The following is a 12,710-nucleotide window of genomic DNA, read 5'->3' on the forward strand; positions in this document are numbered from 1 at the left end:
TGGCCCGACCACCCCGCGGCACTACCCCGATCCGCACAACTGCCCGTTCCCGGCCTGGAATCGCCCGAACCACCCGGTCAGCCGGTCTTGATCCCCGCGCACAGCACCCGCAGGTACAGCTCGGCCAGCGCCGCGTGGTCGCCGTCGCCGATGTTCGCCGCGTACCCCACCCCGCACATGAGCCTGCGCAGGTCCCCGGCCCCGAGGTCGGCCCGGACCAGCCCGGCCGCCTGAGCTCTGCTCAGCAGGCCGGTGGTGATCTCCTCCAGCTCGGCCTTGGCGGTCGAGGTGGCCGGGTGGGTGTCGTAGGTGGCGGCGAGGACCTCCCGGACCTCGGCGTACTCGACCTCCAGCCGCACCTGTTCGCGCAGCACGAGCACGATCCCGGCCCACGGGTCGGCTTCGGCCGCCGCTCGTCTGGCCACCGCGAGCATGTCCTCCAGCCGCACGACCGCCAGCGCCTCCACCAGGGCCTGGCTGGTGGCGAAGTGCCGGTACACCGTGCCGACGCCGACGCCCGCGCGGCGGGCGAGGTCGTTGAGCTGGAGCGGAACCCCGGTCTCGGCGAGCACCAGGCGGGCTTCGGCCAGCAGGCGGGCGCGGATGCGCAGGGAGTCGGCCCTGCGCGGCGGTTCGGGCGGCACGCCTCCACCCTACCGGGAACGGATACCCCAACCTAAAGGATGAACTATCCGTTCACGTGCTACGGTTCGGCCACCAGCGGATGAAGTATCCGCTCAACAGATGGAGGACCCATGCCCCACGACGTGACCGGTGTCCCGCACCTGCCCGAGGGCTTCACCGACCGGTTCCGCAGCGAGTTCGTGCCGGTCGACGGCGTCACCCTGCACGCCGTCGTCGGCGGCGACGGCCCGCCGCTGCTCCTGCTGCCGGGGTGGCCCCAGTTCTGGTACAGCTTCCGGCTCGTCATGCCCGCGCTGGCCGACCGCTTCACCGTGATCGCGCTCGACACCCGCGGCACCGGGGCCTCCGACAAGCCCGCGACCGGCTACGACGCCGTCACGCTCGCCTCGGACGCGTCGGCGGTGATGACCGCGCTCGGCCACGAGCGGTTCGCCGTCCTCGGGTACGACGTGGGCATGATGATCGGTTACGTGCTGGCGGCGGACCACCCCGAGCGGGTCACGTCGCTGGCCGTCTCGGAGGCCATCCTGCCCGGTGTCACGCCGTCGCCGCCGCTGCTGATGGACACCGCCACGAACGAGCGGCTCTGGCACTTCGCGTTCAACCGGCTCGCCGACGTCAACGAACGCATGGTGTCCGGGCGCGAGGAGGTCTACTTCGGCCACCAGTTCGCGTCGAAGGCCGCGTCACCGCGGGCGATCCCCCAGGAGGCGGTGGACGTCTACGTGGACGTGCTGCGCGACCCCGCGGCACTGCGCGCGAGCTTCGAGTTCTACCGCAGCGAGGAGAGCACCCCGCAGGTGGTCGAGCGGACGCGGGGCGCGAAGCTGGCGATGCCCGTGCTGGCGATCGGCGGCGAGCGGAGTTCCGGAGCGGTGGTCGAGCAGACCATGCGCGCCGTGGCCGCGGACGTGACCGGGCTCGTGCTGCCGGGTGTCGGCCACTTCGTGCCGGAGGAGGCACCGGACGAGCTGCTGAAGGCGCTGCTCGACTTCCTCAGCTAGCGGCGAGGGCCCCGGCGGTGTCGGGGTAGAGCTTGAGCACCTTGTCCAGCGTGGTCAGGTAGATCGGCCCCGCGACGGCTCTCGCGGGCGCCACGGTGCGCAGCTCGATCTCGTCCAGCTCACCCCGGCCGTGGTACTCGACCAGCATCGCCAGTCCGACCGAGCCGAAGAACTCGACGCCGATGAGGTCCAGCACCACCGCCGACTTCTTCGCGGCGAAGGCCTCGTCCAGCCACTCGCGCAGCTTCGGCGCCGTGGCGACGTCCACCTCCCCCTTCACGGTCAGCAGCACGACGTCGTCGCGAACCTCCTGACTGCCGGAAATCGTCTCGTGGTCGGCCGCGGCGGCCTGCTCTGTCCCCATGGGACGAACCTAATGCCGACCAGGCCCGCCCGCACGTCAACGCATCGCCCGCCGATGGGTTGTCCGCCTCGGCGGTGATCCGCGGTCAACCCGGAGGATGACGCGGAACAGCCGAACGACCGATGCGCGGCGGCGCGGACGAGCGGAGGCTCAGAGGGGTACCTACCCGACGCCGACAGGACCGTGATGACCAGCCCGCTGGAGCTCTCCCTCATCACCGGGCCGGTCCCCGTGGTCGTCGCCGTGTGCGGCGCCGCCGCCGGCGTCGCCCTCCTCGCCGCCCGCGGGCGCACGTGGTGGACGAGGGTCGTCCCGATCAGCGCCGCCGCGTGCGCGCTGCTGGCCGTCGGGGTGGCGTTGATCGTGGACCGGGTGTGGAAGCCGTTCCCGGAGCCGCTGCCCGCCGTGGTGCCGGTGTGCCTCGGCGTGGTCGTGCTCGGCGTCGTGCTGGCGGTCGCCCGGTGGCGGCACGACCGGTGGCCGCGGCGCGCGCTCAGCGCGGTGGCGGCACTGGTCGTGCTGGTCAGCGGCCTGTCGGGGGTGAACCAGCACTTCGGCCAGTACTCCACCCTGCGGACGGCGCTCGGCTCCTCGACCACCGTTCCGCTGGACGTGGCCGCCCCGCCCGCGACCGGTCTGCTCACCGTGCCGCCGGGCAAGGGGCTCGCCGACGTGTGGTCGCCGCCCGCCGACCTGCCGGTGCGCGGGACCGTCTCCGAGACGCCCATCCCGTCGAGCACCGACTACCGGCCGCGGCCCGCGATGGTCTACCTGCCGCCCGCCTACGCCGCCGCGAACCGGCCCCGGCTGCCCGTGCTCGTGCTGCTCTCCGGGCAGCCCGGAACGCCGCACGACTGGTTCGACGCCGGTGAGCTGGCGCGCCACCTGGACGCCTACGCCCGGCTGCACCGCGGCCTCGCACCGATCGTCGTCGTGCCCGACCAGCTCGGCTCCACGACGGCCAACCCGATGTGTCTGGACTCACCCCTGGGCAAGGTCGAGACCTACCTGGCGAAGGACGTGCCCGGCTGGATCAGGAACCGGCTCCAGGTCAACGGGTCGCGCGGCGCGTGGACGATCGCGGGCCTGTCGCAGGGCGGCACCTGCTCGTTCCAGCTCGCCGTGCGGGCCCCCGAGGTCTACGCGCGGTTCATCGACCTGTCCGGGCAGCGCGAACCGACGCTCGGGACCCGAGCCGACACCGTCCGCGCGGCGTTCGGCGGCGACGAGGCGGCGTTCCGCCGGGTGAACCCGCTGGACGTACTGGCGCGGACCCGCTTCCCCGACACGCAGGGGATGGTCGTCGCGGGCCGGGACGACGCCACCTACCGCGACGACGATCGAGAGGTGTACGAGGCATGTCTTCGGGCGGGGATGGACGTGCGCTGGAGGGAACTGCCCGGCGCGCACGACTGGAGGGTGTGGCGGTCGGGCCTGGTCGACGCGCTGCCCTGGCTCGGGGAGCGCACCGGCTTGGGCGGCTGATCCGCCGGGCCCCGTTCACCGCGGGCCTGGTCGCCCTGCTGTGGGGCGTCGGCGCGGTGACCGGCAGCCTCCTGTCGGGTCCGCCGGACGAGCTGCTCGGCTCGGTGGGCTTCGGCACGTCCTCGGGACCGTGGACGCTGGTCACGTCGGCGCTGTGGTGCATGAACGCGCTGGGCTACCTGGCCACGACCGCGCTGCTCGTCGTGTTCGGCCCGCTCGCGGAGCGCGAGTTCGGTTCGCTGCGGGCCGCGCTCGTGTTCACCGCCTCGCACGTGCTCGGCTGCCTGGCGGGCGCCGTGGTCGTGACGGCGGGAGCGGCCACCGAGTGGGAGTGGCTGACCTACCTGGACGGCGACGTGGCCACGGTCCCGTCGGCGGGCGTGGTGGGTCTGGCGCTCGCGCTGAGCCACCGGCTGCCCGCGCACTGGCGGCGACGCGTGCGCCTGCTGCTGGTGATCGGCCTGCTGGTGCTGGCGCTGTACTCCGGCTACCTGGAGGACGTGCTGCGACTGGCGGGCGGGGTCATCGGGCTGCTGCTCGGCGTGGTCGCCGGACGCCGGAAGGCGGCCCCGTCCGCGCCATCGCACGAGGAGACGCGGGTGCTGGTGGCGCTGCTGCTCACCGCGACCGCGCTCGGCCCGGTCGTCGCGCTCCTGTCGCCGTACGCGAACGGGCCGCTGGCGTGGTTCGCCGACGTCCTCGCGGTGCCGCAGCCCGACGCGGACGCCGTCGTCGCCTACTGCGCGGAGCCGGACCTGGTCGAGCTGTGCCGCACCGCCGCCGTCCAGGCCTCCTACGGCCGCTTCCCGTCGATGGTGATGTCGGTGCTGCCCGTGCTGGTGCTGCTCGCGCTGGCCGAGGGGCTGCGCCGGGGCAGGCGGTTCGCCTGGTGGGGCGCGGTCCTGGTGAACCTGGCGATGGCGGGCCTGCTGGGCTGGTACGTGGTCGAGATGGTCGACTTCGCGGGCGGGTGGGCCACGCCGGGCCTGGTCGTGGCGTACGGCGTGCCGTTTCTTCTGCCCGTGGCGATGGTGGTCGTGCTGCTGCTGACCCGCGGTCACTTCCCCGTGGTCACGCCGGTGCGCCGGTTCTGGGCGCTGACGGTGGGCGGCCTGCTGGCGTTGAGCGGCCTGTACGTCGGCGGCGGTTACCTGGTGCGCGACCAGTTCACCCCGGCGCCGGGGTTCGCCGACCTGCTGGCGGACCTGCCCGCGCGGTTCCTGCCACCCGGCTACCTCGGTCTGCTGCCGATGCGGTTCAGCGCGGACGACCTGGTCGCGACGGTGCTGTTCGAGTACACCGGGGTCGTCTTCTGGCTCGTCGTGCTCGGCGCGATGCTCCAGGCCGCGTGGCGGGCCCGCCACACCGACGAGGTGACCGCCGCGGCACGGGCGCGCGAACTGGTGCGGCGCCACGGCGGCACGTCGCTGTCGTACATGACGACCTGGAGCGGCAACCACCACTGGTTCACCCGCGACGGCCGGGCGGTGATCGCCTACCGGGTGGTGGCGACGATCGCGCTCACCGTCGGCGACCCGATCGGGCCGCCGGACACGCGGCGGGAGGCGGTGCTCGGCTTCGCCGAGTTCTGCGGCCGCCAGGGGTGGACGCCGTGCCTCTACAGCATCGGCGAGGAGCTGCGGGACGCCGTGGACGCGCACGGGTGGAGCACCGTGCAGGTCGCCGAGGACACCGTGATCCCGTTGGCGGACCTGGCGTTCACCGGCAAGAAGTGGCAGGACGTGCGGACCGCGCTGAACAAGGCCGCGAAGGCGGGCGTCACCGCCGAGTGGTGGAGCTACCCCGACGCCCCGCACGCGATCACCGACCAGGTCCGGGCGATCTCCGAGGAGTGGGTGGCGGACAAGGGCCTGCCGGAGATGGGGTTCACGCTCGGCGGCCTGGAGGAGCTGTCGGGCGAGGGCGTGCGGTGCCTGGTCGCGGTGGACGCGGACCGGACGGTCCACGGCGTCACGAGCTGGCTGCCGGTGTACCGGGACGGCGAGGTCGCGGGCTGGACGCTGGACTTCATGCGCCGCCGGTCGGACGGTTTTCGCGGCTCGATGGAGTTCCTGATCGCGTCGGCCGCCACCACGCTGAAGGCGGAGGGCGCGCTGTTCCTGAGCCTGTCCGGCGCGCCGCTGGCCCGGCTGGACCGGGGCGAGCGGCCGTGCGGCCTGCAACGGGTGCTGGACTTCACCGGCCGGGTGCTGGAACCGGTGTACGGCTTCCGGTCCCTGTTCGCGTTCAAGGCGAAGTTCCAACCGGTCTACCACCCGATGTTCATGGCCTACCCGGATTCCGCGGCCCTCCCCCGCATCGCGAACGCCGTGAGCCGCGCGTACCTGCCGGACCTCAGCGCGCGCCAGGGCCTGCGGCTCGCGGGCAAGGTCATCATCGGCTGGGAGGGCAAGCGGGACCGGACCGCGGTCGACCACCGCGGGTGACGGCCGCGCTCCCGGTCAGCCCCTGACCGGTCGACGTCCGGCGCTGGCCCGGTCGGTCAGCCTGGGCGGCAGCAGGGTGAGCGCCTGCACGGGTTCGCCGTCGAGCTTGCGGCGCAACAGGGCCACGGCCTCGTGGCCGAGTTCGTCCGCCGGGATGTTGACCGACGTGAGCGGGGGGCCGACGCGTTCGGCCACGTCGTCCGGGCAGAGCGCGACCACCGAGACGTCCTCGGGGATCCGGCGGCCCAGCGACCGCAGGGTGTCCACCACCAGCGGCAGCGAGGTCTCGTTGTGCACCACCAGACCCGTGAGCGCCGGGTGGTCGCGGAGCAGGTCGGTGACGAGCCGCCGGACGGCCGGGGCGTCGTGCTCGACCGGTGACGTGGTGACCGCGACGCCCCGGCGCATGGCCGCCGCGCTGAACCCGGCCATGGCCCGGTGGGCGAACCCGGTGTCCCTGCGGTAGACCGATCTCGGCGCGCCCAGCAGCGCGAGGGAGCGGTGGCCGAGGTCGGCCAGGTGGTCCACGCTCCGCGCGCCCGCCGCGGCGAAGTCCAGGTCGACGCACGTCAACCCGGTGGCGTCGGCGGGAACCCCGATGAGGACGGCGGGCTGGTCGAGGTCGAGCAGCACCGGCACCCGCTCGTCGTGCATCTCGACGTCCATCACGATCAGCCCGTCGACGCGGCCGCTCTCGGCGACCCGCCGCACGCCGTCGGCGCCCTCGTCGGCCGTCAGCAGCAGCACGTCCTGCCCGTGCCTCCTGGCCGCGCTGGCGACCGCGATCACGAACTGGGTCACCACGGGCATGTTCATGCCGTCCCGCAGCGGGAGCACCATCGCCAGCACGCCCGCCGCGGCCCCGTTGGGGGTGCGGGTGGGGGCCGACGCCCGGTACCCGAGCAGCCGAACGCTGGCGTGCACCCGTTCCTTCGTGGCGGCCGAGATGGACCGCCTGCCCGTCAGGACGTAGGACACGGTGCTCGGCGCGACGCCCGCATGCCGCGCCACATCGGCGATCGTGACCACGCGCGCCCCTCGCTACCGGTGAGTACCCAGTGATTGGTCTACCGCAGGCTACGGCTCGACCCGGCACGACCGTAAGCCCCCATTGGGAAGCGGCGACACGTCCACGAGACGGTTTCACCCTCGCGCCGCAGGCGCGGTCGACCCGCTGAACCCCTTCGAACGCCTTCGACTCGAATTCCGTCGAATGAATTGTCGAATTATCGAACAGGCCAATTCGGCGAACCAATTCATTGACGCAAAGCACACACATTCGTAATATCCGTTTCACGAGTCTGGACGGCGTTCATATCCATGAATTACCACCGGTCCAAACCACTGTGCACCGAGTTGTCCAGACCTCTGCAACGACCAGGAAAGGCACACCGCCATGCGCTTGACGATATGTGCGCTCGCGTTGTCGACAATGGGCGCATTAGCGGTCGCGGTACCCGCCGCGAGCGCGTCGGGGTCCGATCTCGGCAGGCAGGTGCTGCCCGCGGGGGACGGCTGGGCGTCCAGCGGCACCGGCACCACGGGCGGTTCGACGGCGACGGCGGAGCACGTGCACACCGTCCGGAACCGGGCCGAGCTGGTCACCGCGCTGGCCGACACCGCCCCGAAGATCGTCCGCGTCACCGGTGTGATCGAGGCCAACACCGACGACGCCGGGAACCCCCTGCGCTGCGAGGACTTCGCCGTCGACGGCTACACGCGGGAGGCCTACCTGGCGGCCTACGACCCCGCCGTCTGGGGCCGCGACCAGGACCCGTCCGGGCCGCTGGAGGACGCCCGCGCGGCGTCGGCGGCCAAGCAGGGCGCGACGATCGGGCTCACCGTCACCTCGAACACCACCATCGTCGGCCTCGGGCGGGGCGCCGGGATCACCGGTGGCAGCCTGCGGATCCACGGCGCGGACAACGTGATCGTCCGCAACCTGACCTTCCGCGACACCGCCGACTGCTTCCCGCGCTGGGACCCGAACGACAACTCCCCCGGCCAGGCCCCCGGCAACTGGAACTCGCTGTACGACTCGGTGTCGCTGCAACGGGCCACGCACGTGTGGGTCGACGGGAACACGTTCACCGACCAGCCGAACCCGGACAGCGCCGCGCCCGTCCTCTTCGGACGGCCGTACCAGGCGCACGACGGCCAACTCGACATCACCACCGGCTCGGACCTGGTCACGGCGTCGCGCAACGTCTTCGAGGACCACTCCAAGACGATGCTGATCGGCTCGTCGAACACCTCGACCACCGACCCCGGCAAGCTGCGCGTCTCGGTGCACCACAACGTCTTCCGCGACGTCGGGGAACGCGCGCCCAGGGTCCGGTTCGGCCAGGTGCACGTCTACAACAACCTCTACGAGCCGCGGGACCACCACGTCTACTCCTGGGGCGTCGGCGTGAACTCCGCCGTCTACGCGCAGAACAACTACTTCCGGTTCCGCGGCGGGGCGAAGCCCGAGCAGGCCGTGTACAACTGGGGCGGCACCGCGATGACCGAGCGCGGCACGCTCGTCGACGGCAAGCCGATCAGCCTGCTGGCCGCGTTCAACGCCGCGAACCCGAGCACGCCGCTGGGCGCCGACGCGGGCTGGACCCCGACGCTGGACCGGGGCCTGGAACCCACGCACCGGATCGCCCACCTCCGGGCCGGGGCCCAACCCCCCGGCGTCACGGTGCACGGCGTCGGCGCGTTCGCGACCGTGCAGTCGGCGATCGACGCGGCACCCGCCGGGGCGGTGATCACGCTCCAGCCGGGCGTCTACCGCGAGGTGATCACCGTGCCCGCGAGCAAGAAGGGCCTCGTGCTGCGCGGGTCCACGGGCCGAGCCTCCGACGTGGTCATCGACTACGACAACGCCAGCGGCACCAAGAAGCCCGACGGCAGCACGTACGGCACGACCGGGAGCGCGACGGCGACCCTGGCGGCGAACGACCTCACCGCGCGGGACCTGACGTTCCGCAACTCCTTCGACCGCGCGAAGCACCCGGAGATCACCGCCACGCAGGCCGTCGCGGTGAAGGCCACCGGCGACCGGATGCTGTTCGACCGCGTGACCTTCCTGGGCCACCAGGACACCCTCTACGCCGACTCCCCCGCCGTCGGCACGCGGGCCAGGCAGTACTACCGGGACTGCGCGATCAGCGGTGACGTGGACTTCCTGTTCGGCCGCGCGACCGCCGTGTTCGACCGGGCCACCATCACCGCGCTCGACCGGGGCGGCGACCCGAACGGCTACCTCACCGCGGCCAGCACCCGCCGCGACAACCCGTTCGGCTTCCTGATCATCAACAGCACCGTCGTGAGCAACGCCAAGGCCCGCACCTACTACCTGGGCAGGCCGTGGCACCCCGGCGGCGACGTCGACGCCATCGCGCAGGTCGTCGTCCGCGACACCGTGCTGCCCGCGGCGGTCAAGGCGGCGCCGTGGACCGACATGTCCGGCTTCTCCTGGCGGGACGCCAGGTTCGCCGAGTACCGCAACACCGGCCCCGGCGCGGGCACCGGCACCGACCGGCCGCAACTCTCGACGGCCGACGCCGCCCGCTACACCGTGCGCGCGTACCTGGCCGGGACCGACGGGTGGAACCCCTCGTGACGGCTCTGGCTACACCGCCTCGCCGCCGGAAACGGCGGGAGTGGGCGCCGTACGCGCTGATCCTGCCGACGGTGGGCGTGCTGGCCGCGTTCCTGGTCTACCCGATCAGCAGCGTGCTCTACTACAGCCTCCAGCGCTACAACGTGACGCAGCCGTGGAAGAACGGCTTCGCCGGGCTGGACAACTTCCGCCGGATGCTGACCGACGACCCGCTGTTCTGGCAGAGCCTGCTGTTCAGCGCCAAGTGGGTCGTCGTGCAGGTCGGGCTGCAACTCCTGCTCGGACTGGCGCTGGCGCTGATCGTCAACGAGACGTTCATCGGCCGGGCGGTGGCGCGGTCGCTGGTGTTCTCGCCGTGGGCCGTGTCGGGCGTGCTGACGACCGGCATCTGGATCCTGCTGTACAACCCGTCGACCGGGGTGTTCCAGGAGCTGGCGAACCTCGGCGTCGGCGACCACGGCACGTCGGTGCTCGGCAACCCGGACACGGTGTTCCCGGCGACGGTGGTCGCCGAGCTGTGGCGCGGTGTGCCGTTCTTCGCCATCCTGCTGCTGGCCGACCTCCAGACGATCCCGAAGGACCTCTACGAGGCCGCGTCCGTGGACGGCGCGAACCGCTGGCGGCGCTTCCTCAGCGTCACCCTGCCCCACCTGCGCGACGCGATCGTGCTGTCCACGCTGCTGCGCGCGGTGTGGGAGTTCAACAACGTCGACCTGATCTACACCCTCACCGGCGGCGGACCGGCGAACCAGACGACCACGCTGCCGCTGTACGTGGCGCGGAAGGCCGTGGACTCCCACGACTTCGGCTACGGCTCGGCGCTCACGGTCGCGGGCTTCGTGATCCTCCTGTTCTTCTCGATCCTCTACCTGCGGGTGTCCAAGTTCGGGAGCCGACAATGACCGAGACCCTCGTCCGGCCGATCGAGGTCGACCCTCCGCACCGGGACACCCCGCCGCGCAACAAACGTCGCGGCGAGCCCGGCCGGAGCTGGCGGCTGTACCTGCCGCTGGGGCTGTACCTGCTGTTCACGCTGGTGCCGTTCTACTGGATGCTCGTCTTCGCCTTCCGCCCCACCGGGTCGACGGCGCTGGTGCCGTGGCCGATCACGTTCGAGCACTTCGACACCGTGTGGAACGGCCTCGGGTTCGGCGTGTTCTTCGTCAACAGCCTCGTCGTCGCCGTCGGCACGCTCGGTGTGGTGAGCGTGCTGGCGCTGATGGGCGGCTACGCCCTGGCGCGCTTCCGGTTCCGCGGCCAGCGGGTCTTCCTGCTCGCGCTGCTGTGCACCCAGTTCGTCCCCGGCGCGATGATGCTCATCCCGCTGTTCGTGATCTTCAAGAACGTCGGGCTGCTCAACAGCCTGACCGGCCTGGTCATCGCCGACACCGCCTTCCAGCTACCGCTGGCGCTGATCCTGATGAGCGGCTTCGTGCGCAACATCCCGGTGGAACTGGAGGAGGCCGCCATGGTCGACGGCTGCACCAGGCTGCGGGCGTTCTTCGCCATCACCCTGCCCCTGCTGCGCCCCGCGCTGGTCGCGGTCGGGTCGTTCGCGTTCATCGGGGCCTGGAACAACTTCCTGTTCGCGCTCATGTTCGCGGGCAGGCAGGACAAGTTCACCCTGCCGGTCGGGCTCAGCTACGCGCTCGGCGAGTTCAACACCGACTTCGGGGCACTCGCGGCAGGCGGCGTCGTCGCTGCGGTGCCGGTCGTGCTCGTGTTCGCCGTCGTCCAGCGGTTCCTGGTGCAGGGACTGAGCGCAGGCGCGGTAAAGGGTTGACGTCCTCCCCCAGAAAGGCGGGATTCCCATCCGCCTCACAGCGAACGGTTCCTGTTTCCTCTCCCCGGAAGGGAGGTTCCGACAGATGCCTCACCGACTAGCGCCGGTTCGGTCTGACTCCGTCTCCGCAGGCTGTGACCGCCCGTCCGGCGGCCAGGATGTTCCGTGCGGCGTTGACGTCCCGATCGTGGACCACACCGCAACCGGGACAGGTCCACTCCCGCACGCCCAAAGGCAGCGTGTCGAGCAGGTGCCCACATCGCGAGCAGGTCTTGCTGGAGGGATACCACCGGTCCACCGCGATCACCGTGCGGCCGTACCAGGCGGCTTTGTAGGTCAGCAAGGACCGGAACCTCGACCAGGACGCGTCGCTGATGGCGCGCGCCAGGCTGTGGTTGCGGACCATGCCGCAGACCGCGAGGTCCTCGATCACGATCGTTTGGTTCTCACGAACGAGTCGAGTGGTCAGCTTGTGCAGCAGGTCCCGCCGTCGGTCGGCGATCCGGGCGTGCACGCGGGCAACCTTGGTGCGGGCCTTGTCCCGGTTGTTGGAGCCCTTGGCCTTGCGGGCCAGGTTCCGTTGCGCACGAGCCAACGCCACCCGCTCGCGGCGCTCGTGCCTCGGGTTGGCGATCTTTTCCCCGGTGGACAAGGTCAGCAGCGACATCAGTCCGGCGTCGACACCGATCTGGGCCGTGGTCGGGGCGAGGTGGTCGATGGTGGTCTCGACCAGGATCGACACGTGCCATCGACCGGCCGGGTCCCGCGACACCGTCACCGTGGAGGGTTCAGCGCCCTCGGGCAGCGGACGCGACCACACGATCGCCAACGGCTGGTCCATCTTGGCCAAGGTGAGCTGACCGTCGCGCCACCGGAACCCGGACCGCGTGTACTCGGCCGACGCCCGCGACTTCTTGCGGGACTTGAACCTCGGGTGGTTGGCCTGCTTGTCGAAGAACCGGGTGAACGCCTTCTGCAAGTGCCGCAGGCACTGCTGCAACGGCACCGACGACACCTCGTTCAGGAACGCCAGGTCCTGGGTCCGCTTCCACGCGGTGAGCAACGCCGAGGTATCGCCGTAGCCGACTCTGCGCTGCTCCTGACGCCACGCGGTGGTGCGAGCCTCCAACGCCCGGTTGTACACCAGCCGGACGCAGCCGAACGTCCGCGACAACTCCACCGCTTGCTCCTGATCGGGGTAGAAGCGGTAGCGGTACGCACGCTTCACCACCGCCCCCGACACGCCCAGCAGACTACCCGGTCTATCGGAGGCGACCGGCGTCGCCCGTCCACTTCGGACCCGGACTCCAGCTACACCATCCGCAGATCGACTCCTCCTCGGCTTGAAGACCGGGGTATCCACCGATTGGGG

At 71.4% G+C, this 12,710-nt stretch carries 10 protein-coding genes; 6 read left to right on the forward strand and 4 right to left on the reverse strand.

The window, feature by feature from the left end:
- Positions 1–77 precede the first annotated feature (77 nt).
- Positions 78–644: a TetR/AcrR family transcriptional regulator gene (locus tag NZH93_RS27860; protein WP_259626175.1), complete on the reverse strand. Its 567-nt coding sequence runs from the start codon at positions 642–644 to the stop codon at positions 78–80.
- 111 nt (positions 645–755) lie between these two features.
- On the opposite strand from NZH93_RS27860, the gene NZH93_RS27865 reads away from it, so the two are divergent.
- Positions 756–1,649, forward strand: coding sequence for an alpha/beta fold hydrolase (locus NZH93_RS27865; RefSeq protein ID WP_259626176.1), 894 nt, complete (start codon positions 756–758; stop codon positions 1,647–1,649).
- Here the strand turns inward: NZH93_RS27865 and NZH93_RS27870 are convergent.
- Positions 1,642–2,013 (reverse strand): STAS domain-containing protein, encoded by a 372-nt coding sequence (locus NZH93_RS27870; protein WP_259626177.1) that lies wholly within the window; start codon positions 2,011–2,013, stop codon positions 1,642–1,644. The two genes, NZH93_RS27865 and NZH93_RS27870, sit on opposite strands and share 8 nt — an antisense overlap.
- 186 nt (positions 2,014–2,199) lie before the next feature.
- Between NZH93_RS27870 and NZH93_RS27875 the strand changes: the two genes are divergently transcribed.
- Positions 2,200–3,498: an alpha/beta hydrolase gene (locus tag NZH93_RS27875; protein WP_259626178.1), complete on the forward strand. Its 1,299-nt coding sequence runs from the start codon at positions 2,200–2,202 to the stop codon at positions 3,496–3,498.
- On the forward strand, positions 3,435–5,945 hold the full coding sequence (locus tag NZH93_RS50840) for a bifunctional lysylphosphatidylglycerol flippase/synthetase MprF (protein ID WP_259626179.1): 2,511 nt from the start codon (positions 3,435–3,437) through the stop codon (positions 5,943–5,945). The genes NZH93_RS27875 and NZH93_RS50840 overlap by 64 nt, the downstream gene beginning before the upstream one ends.
- 15 nt (positions 5,946–5,960) lie before the next feature.
- Here NZH93_RS50840 and NZH93_RS27885 read toward each other — a convergent pair whose 3' ends face one another.
- Positions 5,961–6,974: a LacI family DNA-binding transcriptional regulator gene (locus NZH93_RS27885; protein WP_259626180.1), complete on the reverse strand. Its 1,014-nt coding sequence runs from the start codon at positions 6,972–6,974 to the stop codon at positions 5,961–5,963.
- 403 nt (positions 6,975–7,377) lie between these two features.
- On the opposite strand from NZH93_RS27885, the gene NZH93_RS27890 reads away from it, so the two are divergent.
- From NZH93_RS27890 to NZH93_RS27900, 3 genes are read left to right on the forward strand one after another with little or no spacing between them, the layout of a single operon-like run.
- Complete coding sequence (locus NZH93_RS27890; protein WP_259626181.1) at positions 7,378–9,555, forward strand: pectinesterase family protein; 2,178 nt, start codon at positions 7,378–7,380, stop codon at positions 9,553–9,555.
- Positions 9,552–10,457, forward strand: a complete 906-nt coding sequence (locus NZH93_RS27895) for a carbohydrate ABC transporter permease (protein ID WP_259626182.1) — start codon at positions 9,552–9,554, stop codon at positions 10,455–10,457. The genes NZH93_RS27890 and NZH93_RS27895 overlap by 4 nt, the downstream gene beginning before the upstream one ends.
- The gene (locus NZH93_RS27900) at positions 10,454–11,338 is read left to right on the forward strand and encodes a carbohydrate ABC transporter permease (RefSeq protein WP_259626183.1); all 885 of its coding nucleotides are present in this window, start codon (positions 10,454–10,456) and stop codon (positions 11,336–11,338) included. The genes NZH93_RS27895 and NZH93_RS27900 overlap by 4 nt, the downstream gene beginning before the upstream one ends.
- A 97-nt stretch (positions 11,339–11,435) precedes the next feature.
- Here the strand turns inward: NZH93_RS27900 and NZH93_RS27905 are convergent, their stop codons facing one another.
- Complete coding sequence (locus NZH93_RS27905) at positions 11,436–12,581, reverse strand: RNA-guided endonuclease InsQ/TnpB family protein (protein ID WP_259626184.1); 1,146 nt, start codon at positions 12,579–12,581, stop codon at positions 11,436–11,438.
- Positions 12,582–12,710 lie beyond the last annotated feature (129 nt).

It is taken from the genome of Umezawaea endophytica, from assembly GCF_025061645.1.
In the GTDB taxonomy this organism is placed as follows: domain Bacteria; phylum Actinomycetota; class Actinomycetes; order Mycobacteriales; family Pseudonocardiaceae; genus Umezawaea; species Umezawaea endophytica.

Coding starts and splice junctions, on each gene's coding strand:
- NZH93_RS27865 (WP_259626176.1), top strand. CDS start 756: ATGCCCCACGACGTGACCGGTGTCCCGCACCTGCCCGAGGGCTTCACC.
- NZH93_RS27900 (WP_259626183.1), top strand. CDS start 10,454: ATGACCGAGACCCTCGTCCGGCCGATCGAGGTCGACCCTCCGCACCGG.
- NZH93_RS27875 (WP_259626178.1), top strand. CDS start 2,200: ATGACCAGCCCGCTGGAGCTCTCCCTCATCACCGGGCCGGTCCCCGTG.
- NZH93_RS27870 (WP_259626177.1), bottom strand. CDS start 2,013: ATGGGGACAGAGCAGGCCGCCGCGGCCGACCACGAGACGATTTCCGGC.
- NZH93_RS27890 (WP_259626181.1), top strand. CDS start 7,378: ATGGGCGCATTAGCGGTCGCGGTACCCGCCGCGAGCGCGTCGGGGTCC.